The sequence below is a fragment of the Stackebrandtia sp. genome (assembly GCF_035643755.1).
Taxonomy (GTDB): Bacteria; Actinomycetota; Actinomycetes; order Mycobacteriales; family Micromonosporaceae; genus Stackebrandtia.
Map to the genome: position 1 here is coordinate 17,757 of NZ_DASQPW010000077.1, position 15,210 is coordinate 32,966.

The 15,210-nt window shown below is 68.9% G+C and carries 14 protein-coding genes and 1 pseudogene; 7 read left to right on the forward strand and 8 right to left on the reverse strand.

Annotated features, from left to right (window positions below):
- The first annotated feature begins 20 nt into the window (after positions 1-20).
- Positions 21-1,106 (forward strand): TFIIB-type zinc ribbon-containing protein, encoded by a 1,086-nt coding sequence (locus tag VE172_RS05655; protein WP_324798375.1) that lies wholly within the window; start codon positions 21-23, stop codon positions 1,104-1,106.
- Here VE172_RS05655 and VE172_RS05660 read toward each other — a convergent pair.
- Complete coding sequence (locus VE172_RS05660) at positions 1,103-2,215, reverse strand: helix-turn-helix domain-containing protein (protein WP_324798378.1); 1,113 nt, start codon at positions 2,213-2,215, stop codon at positions 1,103-1,105. The two genes, VE172_RS05655 and VE172_RS05660, sit on opposite strands and share 4 nt — an antisense overlap.
- Before the next feature lie 315 nt (positions 2,216-2,530).
- Here VE172_RS05660 and VE172_RS05665 point away from each other — a divergent pair, with 315 nt between their 5' ends.
- Together VE172_RS05665 and VE172_RS05670 are read left to right on the forward strand one after the other, a co-directional pair.
- Entirely contained in the window at positions 2,531-2,767 is a 237-nt protein-coding gene (locus tag VE172_RS05665; protein WP_324798380.1) for a hypothetical protein, read from the forward strand.
- Positions 2,768-2,787: 20 nt separating this feature from the next.
- Positions 2,788-3,576 carry a class I SAM-dependent methyltransferase gene (locus tag VE172_RS05670; RefSeq protein ID WP_324798383.1) on the forward strand — a complete coding sequence of 263 codons (789 nt, stop codon included), beginning with the start codon at positions 2,788-2,790 and terminating at the stop codon, positions 3,574-3,576.
- Here VE172_RS05670 and VE172_RS05675 read toward each other — a convergent pair.
- A complete protein-coding gene (locus VE172_RS05675; RefSeq protein ID WP_324798386.1) occupies positions 3,555-4,286 on the reverse strand; it encodes a type 1 glutamine amidotransferase in 732 nt (243 codons plus the stop codon). The genes VE172_RS05670 and VE172_RS05675 overlap by 22 nt on opposite strands.
- A gap of 197 nt (positions 4,287-4,483) precedes the next feature.
- Here VE172_RS05675 and VE172_RS05680 point away from each other — a divergent pair, with 197 nt between their 5' ends.
- Positions 4,484-4,948, forward strand: a complete 465-nt coding sequence (locus VE172_RS05680) for a lamin tail domain-containing protein (RefSeq protein WP_324798389.1) — start codon at positions 4,484-4,486, stop codon at positions 4,946-4,948.
- 307 nt (positions 4,949-5,255) lie between these two features.
- Here the strand turns inward: VE172_RS05680 and arc are convergent, their stop codons facing one another.
- Positions 5,256-7,043: a proteasome ATPase gene (arc, locus tag VE172_RS05685; protein WP_324798391.1), complete on the reverse strand. Its 1,788-nt coding sequence runs from the start codon at positions 7,041-7,043 to the stop codon at positions 5,256-5,258.
- 113 nt (positions 7,044-7,156) lie between these two features.
- Between arc and VE172_RS05690 the strand changes: the two genes are divergently transcribed.
- Positions 7,157-7,447: a ferredoxin gene (locus VE172_RS05690; RefSeq protein WP_324798394.1), complete on the forward strand. Its 291-nt coding sequence runs from the start codon at positions 7,157-7,159 to the stop codon at positions 7,445-7,447.
- On the opposite strand, the gene VE172_RS05695 is transcribed toward VE172_RS05690, so the two are convergent.
- Together VE172_RS05695 and VE172_RS05700 are read right to left on the reverse strand one after the other, a co-directional pair.
- A complete protein-coding gene (locus VE172_RS05695) occupies positions 7,444-8,316 on the reverse strand; it encodes a tRNA (adenine-N1)-methyltransferase (protein WP_324798397.1) in 873 nt (290 codons plus the stop codon). The genes VE172_RS05690 and VE172_RS05695 overlap by 4 nt on opposite strands.
- A gap of 14 nt (positions 8,317-8,330) precedes the next feature.
- Entirely contained in the window at positions 8,331-9,485 is a 1,155-nt protein-coding gene (locus VE172_RS05700; protein WP_324798400.1) for a site-2 protease family protein, read from the reverse strand.
- 80 nt (positions 9,486-9,565) lie between these two features.
- On the opposite strand from VE172_RS05700, the pseudogene VE172_RS05705 reads away from it, so the two are divergent.
- Positions 9,566-10,393 (forward strand): annotated as a pseudogene (locus VE172_RS05705) (RecB family exonuclease); the annotation flags it as partial.
- On the opposite strand, the gene VE172_RS05715 reads toward VE172_RS05705, so the two are convergent.
- Both VE172_RS05715 and VE172_RS05720 read right to left on the reverse strand, forming a co-directional pair.
- Entirely contained in the window at positions 10,373-11,083 is a 711-nt protein-coding gene (locus tag VE172_RS05715; RefSeq protein WP_324798417.1) for a hypothetical protein, read from the reverse strand. The pseudogene VE172_RS05705 and the gene VE172_RS05715 sit on opposite strands and share 21 nt — an antisense overlap.
- 31 nt (positions 11,084-11,114) lie before the next feature.
- A complete protein-coding gene (locus tag VE172_RS05720) occupies positions 11,115-11,753 on the reverse strand; it encodes a TetR/AcrR family transcriptional regulator (RefSeq protein WP_324798403.1) in 639 nt (212 codons plus the stop codon).
- Between the two features lie 58 nt (positions 11,754-11,811).
- On the opposite strand from VE172_RS05720, the gene VE172_RS05725 reads away from it, so the two are divergent.
- The gene (locus VE172_RS05725; RefSeq protein ID WP_324798405.1) at positions 11,812-13,347 is read left to right on the forward strand and encodes an FAD-dependent monooxygenase; all 1,536 of its coding nucleotides are present in this window, start codon (positions 11,812-11,814) and stop codon (positions 13,345-13,347) included.
- A gap of 36 nt (positions 13,348-13,383) precedes the next feature.
- Here the strand turns inward: VE172_RS05725 and VE172_RS05730 are convergent.
- Positions 13,384-15,210, reverse strand: a 1,827-nt coding sequence (locus VE172_RS05730) for a peptidoglycan D,D-transpeptidase FtsI family protein (RefSeq protein ID WP_324798407.1), incomplete at its 5' end; no start/stop codon positions are given.

The window sequence follows — 15,210 nt, forward strand, 5'->3', positions numbered from 1 at the left end:
GACGCCCCACCGAGGACAGCATGACCAACCAGGCCGCCACCCCGCATACCTACCCGTGCCAAAGCTGCGGCGCCCACGTGGAGTTCGCGCCCGGCACCGGCGCCCTGCGGTGCCCCTACTGTGGACACGAGCAGGCCGTGCCGCAGGCGCCGCGCCAGCAGGTGCGCGAGCACTCCTGGGACGAACTGATGTCCAAGCCGCGCCGCTCGGTGCGGGAATCGGGCACGCATCACTTCGTGTGCCGGCAATGCGGCGCGCAGACCGAAAGCGACACCCTGTCGTCCAAGTGCCAGTTCTGCGCCGCGCCCCTGGTGGCCGACACCACCGACGCGGAGCTGGTCGCGCCCGAGGCCGTGGTCCCGTTCGCGCTGGACCGTTCCAAGGCCCGCGACGCGTTGCGCGTCTGGGTGAAGTCGCGGTGGTTCGCGCCGAACCGCCTGAAGCGGGTGACCGAGGCCGAGTCCTCGAAGAGCACGTACCTGCCACATTGGACGTTTGACGCCCGCACCGCGTCCAGCTATGTCGGCGCCCGCGGAACGTATTACTACGTCACCGAGACCTACACCGACAACGGCCAGACCCGCACCCGGCAGGTGCGGCGCACCGCGTGGAGCCCCGCCAGCGGCCAGGTCGCGCGCGACTTCGACGACGTGCTGGTGCTGGGAACCCGACGGGTCGCCCCGGAGAAGCTCGCCGAGCTGGAGCCGTGGGCGCTGCATCAGGCGGCCCCGTACGACCCGGCGTACCTGGCGGGGCACACCTCGCTGCGCTACGACGTGGAGCCCGAGGCGGGACTGACCGACGCCAAGGACAAGATGGCCTCGGTGATCAACCGCGACTGCCGCGACGACATCGGCGGCGACGAGCAGCGCGTCGACCAGGTCAACACCAACTACGCCGATGTCACGTACAAGCTGATGCTGCTGCCGGTGTGGATCTGCTGTTACCTGTTCGCGGGCAAGACCTGGCAGGTGCTGATCAACGGCGTCTCCGGCGAGGTGCAGGGCCAGCGCCCATACAGCGTCGCCAAGATCGTCGCCGCCGTCGTGGCCGGCCTGGCGGTCGCCGCGGCCATCATCACGCTCATCGTGTTGAACAAGAACTAGGCGACGCCACGCCCGTTCCACTCGTGGATGCGGGTGGCCTCGATCGTCCAGTCGGGCGTGAGGGGGCCGCCCTCGACCAGCTGGACGCGGGTCAGGACGCTGAACTTGTCGCTTTCGGCCAGCCGCTTGTTGAGGTAGGCGCCGTTGCGTTCGCGGAAGCGCTCGTCGGTGAGGGCGCGCACCGTTCCCAGCACGCCGCGGCTGTCGATTCCATTGCAGATGGTGACGGTTCGTTTGAGGTTGAAGGGGTTACGGGCGCGCACGAAGTGCCCGACGTCGCTGAGCAGCCGTTCGTCGTCCGCCCAGGTGACGTTGGCGTTGACGGTGGCCCCCTTGTCGTCGGTGTACTGGAACATGGTGTCGCGGCGCGAGTCGGGCTGGTCGGATCGCAGCTGCCGCACCGGAAGTTGCAGCCGCCGCATGAGTTCGCGGGTGGCCTGGTTCCATTCGGCGCCGCCCAACAACACCAGGTGGGTGGTGTAGTCCTGCGGGACCAGGGATCTCACCTTGCGGACGGTGACGGTGGTGGTGGGGTTGGCGGCGCGCAGGTGCCCGTGGAGCTCGAAGAGCGAGTCGAGGTAGGCGTAGGAGTAGAGCTCGGCGTACGCGCGGACGCGGTCGTCGGGGGTGGGCAGCTGGTCCCGTTGCGGGGCGGGCACCTCGGCGCACACGATGGTGATCGGCTTGCGGTCGGTGAAGTGCCACGGGCCGCCGAGGGCGTCTTCGGGTGCCGTGGCCGCGGCGCGGGCCTCGGTCTCCAGGCCCCGGCTGGCCTCGGCGCGGACGTCCAGGAGCTCGTGTTCCAGGGCGGCGCGGTGGCGGCGCTCGGCGTCGGACAGCTCGGACTCGTCGAGTATCCGATAGGGACGGGATTCCACCGATCGCTTGGTGCAGAAGAAGGCCGCGTACGCCAGGAGCCTCTCGATGGGCGGGATGACGGGGCGGTTCAGGTTCTCCCAGGAGGAGATCAGCGGAACGCTGAGCGGGCGGGGGCCGCCCAGGACCCGCGCCAGATCCCGTTGGGTCAGGGAGATCTCGGGCCAGGCGGACTCTCGCAGTCCGCGCAGCCGCTGGGCCAATGTGGATGCCGGGTTGCCGAGTGAGCTCATCGGCTCTTCAGTCCTTCAGTCGAGTTAACTGAACAGGTCACTGTAGCGGCTTTTCGCCTCGGTTGCGTTGTCTGGTACCGAATATTGGACATCTTCGGGGGCTTGCGCCCGGATCATGAATCAGGCTACCCTCGAAGTTCATATCTATGAAGTGAACTTTCTAAATATCTACTGAAGTTCACAACGCGGTCTCGGTCGGCGTATCCACTCATCGTCGCGTGGAAAGTCCCGCAAGATCCGGCGACGCACGCCGCCCCATCCCCCAGAGACTGATGCGTCCAGCGGCCCCTCGGCCCCTCCCACAAGGAGATTCCCATGGACCACTTCATTGTCGTGTCCGACGCGGTCACCACCGCGTCCAGCGGCGACACCAGTCGCGTCCTCATCGTCCTGCTGCTCACCGTCACCCTGGTGGTCGCCGCCAAGTCGCTGCGGCTCATCTGGGGCCCGATGTCGGAGCTCGTCGGCCTGCTGCTGCGCACCGGGGCCGTGGCGGTGCTGGCCGTCGTCATGCTCCTCCTCGTGGTGGCGCTGTCCATCGGCCTCGTCTAGCCGCACTAACGTTGGCGCCCATGAGGGACAAACGCCTGGCGCGAACCTTCTTCAACACCGACGCGGACGCCTACGACCGCTCGCGCTCGCGCTACCCCGATGAGGTCTACACCCTGCTCGCCGAGCACGGCCTCACCGCGGGAGCGCGGGTACTGGAGATCGGGCCCGGCACCGGCCAGGCCACCGCGGAGCTACTGTCACGGGGCTCATGCGTCACCGCCGTGGAACTCGGCGACGCCCTCGCCGACAAGCTGGAAAACCTGCTGGGCGGGTCGCGGCTTCGGGTGCTGCGCGGCGAGTTCGAAACGGTGGACATACCCGCCGACGACTTCGATCTGGCGGTGTCCGCCACGGCGTTCCACTGGGTGGACCCCACCGTGGGGGTACCGAAACTCGCCGCGCTGCTGCGCACCGGCGCGGTTTTCGCGCCATGGTGGATGGTGTTCGGCGATCCCGAGCGCCCCACGCCGTTTCGGCGGGCGATGGACCGGGTGATCGCCGAGCACCTTCCCGAGCGCGTCCGCGACCCCCGCCTGATCAGCCACAGCCTCGATCGAACCGCACGCGTCGCCGAGTTGGAGAACGGCGCCCGTTTCGAGGTCATAGACGTACGCGAGATCCGTTGGGAGCACACCTATTCGGCACAGCAGGCGTGCCTGCTGCACGGCACCTACTCGGGCATGTCCGAAGTGACACCCGAGCAACGACAAGCCTTCTTGGACGCCCTGGCGCGGTGCGTGAGGGAGGAGTTCGACAACGCGGCCACCGACGCCTTCGTCACGGCCGTCTACGTGGCGCGGCGGCTTTGAGACACGACCGCGGCGAAGCGCTCGGCGACCCGGCGCCACACCGGCGTGGACTCGGGCTCGTCGATCACGGCCGCGGCGTACACCTCGTCGGGGTCGAAACCCTGTCTCCGTAGGCGATCGGTGTCCCAGTCGCGGACGCGCTCGGGGGTGATCTCGGGGTGGAACTGGACGCCCCAGGCGCACGCGCCGAGGCGGAATGCCTGGTAGGGGCAGTCGGGGCTCTCGGCCAGCCACACCGCGTCGGCGGGTAGGGCCGTGATGGCGTCGACGTGGTGCTCGATCGCCGGGATCCGGGCGGGTAGGTCGACGAACAGTCGGTCGCCGCGCGCCTTGGGGCGCAGGGTGATCGGGGTGGAGCCGTTTTCGGGGGCGCCCACGTCGCCCGTGACCGTGCCGCCGCCGACGTGGGCCAGCAGCTGCCCGCCCAGGCAGATGCCCAGGACCGGGCGGGCGTCGTCGAGGGCCTGGCGCACCAGGGCCCGGGTGGGTTTCAGCCAGGGCGCGCGGTCGTCGGCGTCGGGGAGGTAGCCGCCGCCGAGCACGACGATCGCGTCGTGGTCCAGGCCGTCGGGGAGGGCGTCGCGGTAGGCGTGGACCACGTCGAGGCGGAGTCCGTCGGCGGTGAGCCAGTCGGCGAGGCGGCGGGGGCCGCCGTCGGGATCGTTCTGGACGACGAGGACGCGCGGGGAGGTTTCCGTTTCGGGACTCATGGGATCAACCTATCCAGCGAATCCCCGGGATCTCGACCGTCTTCGCCGTCGCCGATCGCTTTCGGTCGGGATGTGGCGACGCGCGGTTCGATGGGGGCTCGGGGTGTGGTGAGCGCCCGATTACGGGGCTAGCGTGGCGATGCCGCCCACCCGGCGCACCCCGGCGGCAGGAAAATCCACTGTGAAGGAATCGAATCATGAACGTGCGCAAAAGATTCAGCGTCATCCTGTCCATGCTCGCCGTCGCGATCGCCGCCGTCATCGCCCTGGCCCCGGGCACCGCACAGGCCCACCAGAGCGGCGTCCACATCGGGTTGGTGCAGTACGACTCCCCGGGCAAGGACACCGGTTCCAACACGTCCCTGAACGCCGAATGGGTCAACATCCACAACGCCACCAGCCACGGTTACCAGATGAACGGCTGGAAGCTCAAGGACGCCGCGGGGCACACCTTCGTGTTCCCGAGCTACACCATCGGGGCGGGCAAGAACGTCAAGGTCCACACCGGACGCGGCACCAAGTCCCCCGGACACCTCTACCAGCAACGCCGCGCCTACGTGTGGAACAACACCGGCGACACCGCGAAGCTGTACACCCCGGGGGGCACGCTGCACGACTCCTGCAAGTGGGGCAACGGCGGCGGCTCCATCAGCTGCCACTGACGAGGGCGCCGTACGGCCGAAGGGCCACCCCCCGGGCGGTATCGTCCCAGGTGACGGGACGTGGTCACCGAACGGGGGGTGCGTCGTGGTCGCCCTGGCGCGGACCTGGCCGCCGCGCTGTACCCGTGGAAGCGGGGGGGATCGGTTGGTGTCGCTGTTCGTGTTCGGCATCGGCCTGGCCCGCATCGACAACAAGCCGTTCGGTGCGCAGAACAACTTCGCCCACATCGGACTGATCGTCAACACGATGTGGAGACGCCGCCGGGCTCGATCCCCAAAGGACCGGGCCCGGCGGCGTCGAGACGTTCTACAGGTACTGACCGGTGTTGGACACCGTGTCGATGGAGCGACCGGATTCGTCGCCCTTGCCCGAGACCAGCGTGCGGATGTAGACGATCCGCTCACCCTTCTTACCGGAGATGCGCGCCCAGTCGTCCGGGTTGGTGGTGTTCGGCAGGTCCTCGTTCTCACGGAACTCGTCGACGCAGGCGTCCAGCAGGTGCTGCAGGCGCAGGCCCCTGGTCTTGGTGTTCAGGTACTCCTTGATGGCCATCTTCTTGGCGCGGTCCACGATGTTCTGGATCATGGCGCCGGAGTTGAAGTCCTTGAAGTACAGGACCTCCTTGTCGCCGTCGGCGTAGGTGACCTCGAGGAAGCGGTTCTCCTCGGTCTCGGTGTACATCCGCTCCACGGCGCGCTGGATCATGTCCTGCACGCAGCCGTCGCGGGAGTCGCCCTGTTCGGCCAGGTCGGTCTCGTTGAGCGGCAGGTCCGTGGTGATGTACTTGGAGAAGATGTCGCGGGCCGACTCGGCGTCGGGCCGCTCGATCTTGATCTTGACGTCGAGGCGGCCGGGCCGCAGGATCGCCGGGTCGATCATGTCCTCGCGGTTGGAGGCGCCGATGACGATGACGTTCTCCAGACCCTCCACACCGTCGATCTCGGACAGCAGCTGCGGGACGATCGTGTTCTCCACATCGGACGACACGCCGGAGCCGCGGGTGCGGAACACCGAGTCCATCTCGTCGAAGAACACGATGACCGGCTGGCCCTCGCTGGCCTTCTCACGGGCCCGCTGGAACACCAGGCGAATGTGTCGCTCGGTCTCACCCACGTACTTGTTGAGCAGCTCGGGGCCCTTGATGTTGAGGAAGTAGCTCTTGGCACGGTCGCCTGAAGTGTCGTCTCCGCGGGCCTCGGCCACCTTCTTGGCCAGCGAGTTCGCCACCGCCTTGGCGATCATCGTCTTGCCGCATCCGGGAGGGCCGTACAGCAGCACGCCCTTGGGCGGGCGCAACTGGTACTCGCTGAACAGGTCCGCGTGCAGGAACGGCAGTTCGACCGCGTCGCGGATCATCTCGATCTGGCCTTCGAGGCCACCGATCGACTCGTAGTCGACGTCCGGCACCTCCTCCAGCACGAGCTCCTCGACCTCGCTCTTTTGGATCCGCTCGTAGGCGTAGCCGGCGCGCGGCTCCACCAGCAGCGAATCGCCGGCGCGCAGCGGCGCGTTCGACAGCGTGTCCGCCAGGTGCACCACCCGCTCCTCGTCGGCGTGGGAGGTCACCAGCGCCCGATCGGGCACCCCCTCGTCGCTTTCCAACAACTCCTTGAGCGTCACGATCTCACCGGCGCGCTCAAAGCCAAGGACGTCAACCACATTGAGGGCGTCGTTGAGCAGAACCTCCTGCCCCTTGCGCAGGTTCTCCGGCTCGATGGACGGCGACAACGCCACGCGCATCTTGCGTCCCGCCGTGAAAACATCGACGGCGCCGTCGTCGTGCGCCGCCAAGAAGACCCCGTAACCACTGGGTGGTTGAGCGAGTCTGTCGATCTCTTCCTTGAGCGTCACGATTTGTTCGCGGGCGTCCTTCAGGGTCGCCACGAGCCGCTCGTTCTGCTCGGTCATCTTCTCGACCTGAGCCTGGGTCGCGGCCAGTCTCTCTTCCAGCAAACGCACGTGCCGAGGTGTTTCGGTGAGTTTGCGACGCGCCAGCGCCAACTCTTCCTGGAGATAGGCAATCTGGGTGGAAAGGTCCTGGCTTTCCCGCTCCCAGCGGTTGGTGCGGCCCTGATCGTCGTCGTTACGTGACATTTTGTCCCACCTCTCACTTGAGAGCTATATATCAACCGTAGCCGGTTGTGAGCTAACAGGGTATGCGTAGACACCGACGATTCGCCACAGTGTGCGGGTCTTAATCTGGTTCGGTGGCCAGCGACAGCAAATCCCTCACCGTTCACATCGACCAGGACCTGTGCACTGGTGATGGCCTGTGCGTGCAGTACGCCCCGCGGGTGTTCGAGTTCGACATCGACGGGCTCGCCTACGTCAAGGGCGACGACGGCGAACTGCGCACCGAGCCGGGCCAGCGCGTGGAGGTTCCCGAGAACCTGAAGCTCGACATCATCGACGCCGCCAAGGACTGTCCCGGGGAGTGCATTCACGTGCGCGACCGCGACAACGACGCGCCGGTGGCGGGTCCGGGCGCCGACGACTAGAGGCGGTTGTTCCGCTTGCGCGCCGCGTAAGCCTCAGCGCCCTTGCTGGGCTTGCGCTGGCGCGTCGGCGCGGTGACGCCTGGCGCCAGTTTGCGGACGGTGACCAGGAACGCGGTGTGGGCGACCATGCGGTGGTCGGGCCGCACCGCCAGGCCCTCCAGGTGCCAGTCGCGCACCAGGGTCTCGAAGGCGCGCGGCTCGGTGAAGCCGCCGCGTTCCCGCAGCGCCTCCACGAGGTCGGACATCTGCGTGGTGGTGGCGATGTAGCCGACCAGGACGCCGCCGGGCACCAGGATCTTGTCCACTGTGTCGAGCATGTCGTGGGGCGACAGCATGTCGAGGATCACACGGTCGACGCCGGTCTCGGCGCAGTCGGCGAAGTCTCCACAGGTGAGCGTCCACTGTTTCGGTTCGCCGCCCCAGAACGATTCCACGTTGGCGCGGGCGATGTCGGCGAAGTCCTCGCGCAGCTCGAAGGAGTGGACGTGGCCCTCCTCCCCCACGGCCCGCAGCAGCGAGCAGGTCAGGGCGCCCGATCCGGCGCCGGCCTCGACCACGCGCGCGCCCGGGAAGATGTCGCCGTAGGCGATGATCTGCGCGGAGTCCTTGGGATAGATCACCTGGGCGCCGCGCGGCATCGACATCACGAAGTCGCTCAGCAGCGGACGCAGGGCGAGGTAGGCGGTGTTGGCCATCGACGTCACCACGCAGCCCTCGGGCTGCCCGATGAGGTCGTCGTGGGCGATGCCGCCGCGGTGGGTGTGGAAGGTCTTGCCCGATTCCAACACCACGGTGTGCATCCGTCCCTTGGGGTCGGTGAGTTGAACCCGGTCCCCCTCCTGGAACGGACCGCTGCGTGCGGCGGCCATGCGCGCTCGCCCTCCTATCGCGTCGTTGAATCGTCGGATGCCGGCTTGCGCGGGTCGAGCACGTCGGCGATGTCGGCGGCGCGCACCACTCCCGGCGCGTCACCGGCGGAGACGACAGCATATTCATTGGACGGATGGCGCCGCATCGCCGCCACCACCATTTCGCCGTGCCAGGACCGCTGCCAGGTGTTCCCGTCGTCGAGACCGCGCGAGACGTCGTCGACGGCCACCCAGGGGCGGCGGTCCTCGGGCACCGCCTGCACCGCGGCGCTGTGCATCAGGGCGACGGGGCGGTCGGCGGAGTCGACCACGATGACGCCCCAGGCCTGCTCGTCCTTCATGCGGCGCAGCGCCTCGGCCAGCGGGGTCCCGGTGGGCACGGTGGCGGCGGGCCGGGTGAGCCGGTCGACGTCCAGCAGGTGGAAGCGGGCGCCCAGGGTGCCGATCTGGATGGCGCGGCTGGCGCCCAGCCACAGCACGCCGGCGATCAGCAGGGCGAAGATCACCCCGATGGGGGTGACGATGGACGCCGCGAACAGCACCGCCCCGGCGGCGGCGGTGACGACGGCGACAACCCTCCCCGCCCATCCGGCCACTTTGGACGCCAGGTGTTTGTCGCCCTTGACGGCCCACACCAGCGCGCGCAGTGCCCGTCCGCCGTCCAGCGGCAGGCCGGGCAGCACGTTGTAGGCCGCGACGATGATGTTGCACGCGGCCACCTGGAAGGCGAACTGCCAGCCCAGGGTGTACGGCTGCACCAGGACCAGCACGGCGACCCCGATGCCACCCAGCACCAGCGACACCGCGGGACCGGCCAGGGCGATGCCGGCCTCGATGCCGGGCCGCTCGGCCTCGGCGCCCATCTCGGTGTGCCCGCCGAGCATCTCCAGGGTGATGCTGCGCACCGGGATCTTGTAGTGGCGGCTGACCAGGGCGTGGCCGAGTTCGTGCAGGAACACCGATCCGCACAGGGTGACGACGAATCCGAAGCTCACCAGGTAGATCAGGGAGACCGGGAGGTCGGGCAGCGCGTTGCGCACCACATCGGAGTAGATGACGGTCACCAGCACCGCCAGGACCAGCCATGACGGGCTGATGATCACCGGAACGCCCATGACGCGGCCGATGCGCAGGCCGGTTGTGGTCGGGCGGTTCGGTTCTTCATCCATCGCGTCGATGGTACGCAGCCGCCGACCCGCCGAAGCCACCAAGCACCGGCGGCGTCACAGGGAGGCAATACTGTGGGGGCATGTCCTCGTCGTCGGCTTCGGCCCCGGTGTCGCTGTCGCCCTCGCGCGCCAACGATTTCAAGTCCTGTCCGTTGAAGTACCGCTACCGCACCATCGACAAGCTTCCCGAGCCGACGTCCGCGGCGCAGGTGAAGGGGACTCTGGTGCACGCGGTGTTGGAGCGCCTGTACCACCTGGCCGCGGCCGAGCGCACCAGGCCGCGGGCGGTGGAGTTGGTGGAGCCGGAGTGGAAGCGGCTGAAGGATTCCGACGCCGACGCCGCCGCGGCGGTTCAGGGCATCGAGTCCGACTGGCTGGCCGACGCTCGCACCCTTGTGGAGACCTATTTCGAGACGGAGGATCCCCAGCGGCTGCAACCGGCCGAGCGGGAGTGCCTGGTGGAGGCCGTCACCGACGACGGGGTGCGGCTCAAGGGGTACATCGACCGGCTGGATGTGGCGCCCGGCGGCGAGATCCGGGTGGTGGACTACAAGACCGGCGGGCTGCCGCGCGAGGCGTTTCGGGCCGAGGCGGCGTTCCAGCTGAAGTTCTACGCCCTGGCGTTGTGGCGCACCAGGGGCGTGATTCCGCGGGTGCTGCGGCTGATCTACCTGAAGGACGGCCAGGTGGTGGACTACTCCCCCACCGAGCAGGAGCTGCGGGCCACCGAGCGGGCCGTGGACGCCCTGTGGCGCACGATCGGGCAGGCGGTGACCCGCGGCGACTTTCGTCCGAAGCGCAGCGGGCTGTGCGGCTGGTGCCACTTCAAGGATCGGTGCCCGGAGTTCGGCGGCACCCCGCCGCCGTATCCGCTGCCGATCACGGTGTTATTTGCGGCGCCACCAGATGCGCAGCATCCCGATCGGGGAGAAGCCGAACTCGGCCACCATGTCGAGGTATTCGACGGGTTCGTAGCCGAAGACGGCCTGGCCGGGGTGGCGCTGGCCGGCCACGGACAGGGCGCCGGCCCAGCTGGCGGCCGAGTCGGAGCGCAGCGTGAACACATTGGATATGCCGACGCCGCCTCCGCCGAGGTTGAGGACGGCCCCGCCGATCAGCTCGTCGCCGCTGTAGCCGCCGACGACGGACACCGTGGGGTCGTTGAGGAGTTCGGGGACGAACAGCGGGTCGGAGGGGTACTTGTCGTCGTCGGCCCACAGGCGTTCCCACTCGGACAGCGCCTCGGGGTCATCGATGACGCGCCATCGTTCGTCGGCGGCGGCCGACGGAGCCGCGGCGTCGCCGGGACGGTGGATCCACTGTGCGTAGAAGAGCTCGAAGAAGCCGTGGGATGTCAGGTCCAGCAGGTGGAAGCTGTCCTTGATCGAGCAGCCCGCCGAGTTGTCCACTCGCGACAACATGTCCTCGACCGTGGCGCGGTCGTCCAGCGTGACGGCGTCGGGGTAGAACCGCGGGGTGCGGCGCGGGCTGGTCCAGGCGTGCTCGCCGAGCTCGCCGGGCAGGCCGTGGGCGGCGCACATCGATTGGCACCAGGCGGCGTTGTTGGCGGCGGCGCGGGCGACGAGTTCGGTCGACATGGCCACATTGTGCCGCACCGGGGTTCGGGGCTCACGCGAGTTTCGCGGCGAACTCCACGGCGATCAGGGAGCGCTTCATGAACGCCGCGTAGTCCTTGTTGATCGCCTCGATCGGGTCGTCGGCCATCACGCGGGCCACGGCGGTGAGCAGACCGGTGCGGATCGCCGTCATGATCCAGCCCGCGGTCAGCCGGGCGTGGCGCTCGTCGACCTGTCCCTCGGCGAGGATCAGCTCGGCGAGCAACGCCTCGATCTCGTCGCCGAGTTCGCGGGCGCGCACCTGAAGCGCCCGGGAGTCGGCGACCACCTGCCAGAAGCCGCTATAGCGCTCCCGCAGGCCCAGCAGCGGGTGCTGTTCCTTGATGTGGGTCTGCACCATGCGGCGCACCGCCCACACCACGGTGCGTCCCTTGGGGCGGGTCTTGATGGTCTGGGCGAGCAGCTCGCGCGCCTGCGGCATCCGGTCGAAGAACATGTCCTCCTTGCGGGCGAAGTGATTGAACACCGTCACCTTGGACACGTCGGCGGCCTCGGCGATCTCGTTGACCGTCACGGCGTCGAAGCCTCGTTCCCCGAACATCATCGTGGCCACGTCCGCGATGCGTTGCCGCGTGGCGGCCTTCTTGCGCTCGCGGCGATCCGCGGTCGGGGTGTCGGGCGAGGCGTCCATTCCCTCACTATACCGGCACTTTACTCGGTACAAGACTGAACCTGGTAAAGTCAATCCCATGAACGAGAACTCAACCCTCACGAAAACCCGGTTCGACGCCGACGTCGTCGTGGTCGGCGCCGGCCCCGCCGGCCTCATGCTGGCCTGCGAGCTGCGGCTCGCGGGCGTCGACGTCGTCCTCCTGGAGCGACTGTCCGACATCGACTCCACCATCAAGGCGGGCGCCATCAACGTCCCCACCGCCGTGGCGCTGGATCGCCGCGGGCTGCTGGAGGCGGCCGAGGCCGTCCAGACCGCGACCCTCGAGAAGATGTTCGGCGGCGCGGACGGCGCGAAGCAGCTGATGAGCGTTCCCCGCCACATGGGCCACTTCGCCGGGATCTGGTTCACCGGCGAGGAGATCGACGACACCGACCCCGACTTCGCGGGGCTCGGTCCCGCCGGCGAGGTGCGGATGGTGATGCAGGCGCAGCTGGAGGAGATCCTCAGCGAGCGCGCCGCGCGGCTCGGGGTCGACCTGCGGCGCGGCGTCGGCTTCGAAGGCTGCGACGCCGACGCTGACGGCGTGACGGTGACCACTTCGGACGGCGAGCTGCGCGCGGCGTGGCTGGTGGGCGCCGACGGCGGGCGCTCGCCGGTGCGCAAGGCCGCCGGCTTCGACTTCCCCGGCACCGACGGCGAGATCACCGGCCACCAGATGGTGGTGGACATGGACGGCAGCGAGGGCCTGCGGCGGGGCTGGAACACCACCGACACCGGCGTGTACGTGTTCGGTCCGTTCCCCGGTCGGGTCCTCACCGTGGAGTTCGGCGTGCCGAGCCTCGACCGCGACGCCCCCATCACCGTCGACGAGGTCCAGGCCAGCATCCGTAACGTCACCGGCGTGGACGTCACCGTCACCAAGATCCACAGCGCCACCCGCTTCACCGACAACGCCCGCCAGGCCTCCACGTACCGCAAGGGGCGGGTGCTGCTGGCCGGCGACGCGGCGCACGTCCACTCCCCCTTCGGCGGGCAGGGCCTCAACCTGAGCTTCGGGGACGCGATGAACCTGGGGTGGAAGCTGGCGGCCACCGTCCAGGGCTGGGCGCCCGAGGGCCTGCTGGACACCTACACCACCGAGCGCCACCCGATCGGCGCGTGGGTGCTGGACTGGAACCGGGCCCAGGTGTCGATCATGCGGCCCGACCGCCACGCCCGGGCCATGCGCGCGGTCATGGCCGACCTGTTGGAGACCGCCGACGGCTCCACCTACGTGTCGAAGAAGATCTCCGGGATCTGGCAGGGCTACGACATGGGCGGCGGTCACCCGCTGGTGGGCGACAGCGCCGACAACCTCAAGCTGGCCGACGGCAGCGCGCTGAACGACCACCTGCGCGAGGGGCGCGGGCTGCTGCTGGACCTGTCGGAGGACGCCGAGATCCGCGCGGCGGCCCGGGGCTACGACGGCCGCGTCACGACCGTCGTGGCCTCCACAAAGGAGGCACCCGCCGCGGCGCTGCTGGTGCGCCCCGACGGCTACATCGCCTGGGCCGGCGACACCGCCGAGGGGCTCGACAAGGCGCTGGCCGCCTGGTTCGGCTCGCCCGCCTGAGGCGTCATCCCTTCCGAATACACCCGCCCGCCGAGGTCACGGATACACCGTGATGTCGGCGGGCTTCTCCGTCGACGGCGGGACCCGGTAGTGGCCCAGGGTGTACTGCATGATGTCGTGGAACGCGTTGCCGGTCACCGGTCCGCCGCCACCTCCGGGGGTGTAGGCGAACACCGCGACGGTGTAGCGGGGCTTTTCGGCGGGTGCGAAGCCCACCATGGACGCCACCTCGCCGGGCGCGTACTTGCCGTCGCGCACCAGCTGGCCGGTGCCGGTCTTGCCCGCCACGTTGTACCCGTCGATGCGGGCCAGGGTCCCGGTGCCGTCGGGGACCACCACGGGCCCCTGCAACAGGTAGTGCAGGTCCTGGGCCGTCTTCTTCGTGAAGACCCGGTGGGTCGACGGCGCGTCCAGCGGGTGCTTGGTGCCGTCGGGCGACACCGTGCACTTGACGACGCTGGGCTGGACGTACATGCCGTCGTTGGCGATGGCGTTGTAGCCGGCGGCCATCTGCAACGGCGTCACCGCCACGCCGAGACCGATCGGGATGGACGCGAAGTCGCTGCCCTGCCAGGTCTTCGGGTCGCGCACGATGCCGTCGGCCTCGCCCGCGATCCCCACGCCGCTGGCGGAGCCCAGCCCGAACTTCTTCTGGTACTTGTACAGCCGCTCGGCGCCGAGCTTCTTGGCCACGTCGATGGTTCCCACATTGGACGAATAGGCCAGGATGCCGCCGATCGTCATGGGCCGCGTCACGTGGTAGTGGGTGTCGCGGTAGGTGTTGCCGCCCACGGTCTTGGTGGGCGCCACCATGACCTGGCTGTCGCGCTTGATGACCCCGGAGTCCAGCGCCGCGCCCATCACGACGGCCTTGTGGATCGAGCCGGGCTCCACCACCGCGTTGGAGGCCCAGTTCACCCGGTCCTTGTCGTTGTACTTCAACGGGTTGGCGGCGTCGTAGCTGGGCGCGCTGGCCATCGACACCACCTGGCCGGTCTTGGTGTCCAGCACCACCGCCGAGGCGAACTCGGCGTGCTTGCTGGACATCGTCTTGGACAGGATGCGCTGCACCTGGTACTGCAGGTCCGAGTCGATGGTCAGCTCGACGTCGCTGCCGGGGTGCGCGGCGTCCTCGTGGTGGAAGCCGCCGGGGATCTCCTGACCGCTGGCGCTCACCTCGTACTTGCGGTCGCCGTCGCGGCCCCGCAGAGTGTCCTCATAGGACGCCTCGATGCCGGCCAGGCCCTCGCCGTCCATGCCGGTGAAGCCGATGAGGTTGGACGCCAGGTCGTGCCCGGGCACCTCGCGGCGCTCGTCGTAGGCGACGTGGATGCCCTGGATGTTCAGCTTCTGGATCTTCTTGCCCACCGAGACGTCCACGCCGCGCGCCAGATACTCGAAGCGTGACGGGGTGCCCTGCGGCGTCTTGCGGGGCTTCATGGCTTTCAACAGGGTGGATTCGGGGACCCCGATCAGCGGGGTGAGCTCGCGGGCCGCCTTCTCGCGGTCCTTGATGAGCGGCGGGTCGGCGTAGATGTAGCGCGCGGCGGCGCTGAAGGCCAGCTGCTGCCCCTTGGAGTCCAGGATGGAGCCCCGGGAGCCGGGGATGATCTCCTCCTGGAGGCGCTGGCTCAGGGCGTCGGCGGCGTAGGCCGCGGCGTCGGTCACCTGGAGCTGCACCAGCCGCCCCCCGGCGACCACGAAGATGAGCAGCACGATCGCCATGCCGAAACGCAGGCGCCGCTTGGGATTGCCGATGCGGGGAAGCCGCCGCTTGATGACGCTGCGAGGTGCCGGCTCGGGCGTCGGTGGACGCCGGGACGCGGTGGCGCGGCGCTCCTGCCGGGCGCGGGCGCTGCGCGC

Bases quoted from the DNA above. Each gene is read 5' to 3' on its own strand.
- VE172_RS05670 (WP_324798383.1), top strand. From the start codon at position 2,788: ATGAGGGACAAACGCCTGGCGCGAACCTTCTTCAACACCGACGCGGAC.
- VE172_RS05675 (WP_324798386.1), bottom strand. From the start codon at position 4,286: ATGAGTCCCGAAACGGAAACCTCCCCGCGCGTCCTCGTCGTCCAGAAC.
- VE172_RS05700 (WP_324798400.1), bottom strand. From the start codon at position 9,485: ATGGATGAAGAACCGAACCGCCCGACCACAACCGGCCTGCGCATCGGC.
- VE172_RS05655 (WP_324798375.1), top strand. From the start codon at position 21: ATGACCAACCAGGCCGCCACCCCGCATACCTACCCGTGCCAAAGCTGC.
- VE172_RS05660 (WP_324798378.1), bottom strand. From the start codon at position 2,215: ATGAGCTCACTCGGCAACCCGGCATCCACATTGGCCCAGCGGCTGCGC.
- VE172_RS05725 (WP_324798405.1), top strand. From the start codon at position 11,812: ATGAACGAGAACTCAACCCTCACGAAAACCCGGTTCGACGCCGACGTC.
- VE172_RS05695 (WP_324798397.1), bottom strand. From the start codon at position 8,316: ATGGCCGCCGCACGCAGCGGTCCGTTCCAGGAGGGGGACCGGGTTCAA.
- arc (WP_324798391.1), bottom strand. From the start codon at position 7,043: ATGTCACGTAACGACGACGATCAGGGCCGCACCAACCGCTGGGAGCGG.
- VE172_RS05680 (WP_324798389.1), top strand. From the start codon at position 4,484: ATGAACGTGCGCAAAAGATTCAGCGTCATCCTGTCCATGCTCGCCGTC.
- VE172_RS05715 (WP_324798417.1), bottom strand. From the start codon at position 11,083: ATGTCGACCGAACTCGTCGCCCGCGCCGCCGCCAACAACGCCGCCTGG.
- VE172_RS05665 (WP_324798380.1), top strand. From the start codon at position 2,531: ATGGACCACTTCATTGTCGTGTCCGACGCGGTCACCACCGCGTCCAGC.
- VE172_RS05720 (WP_324798403.1), bottom strand. From the start codon at position 11,753: ATGGACGCCTCGCCCGACACCCCGACCGCGGATCGCCGCGAGCGCAAG.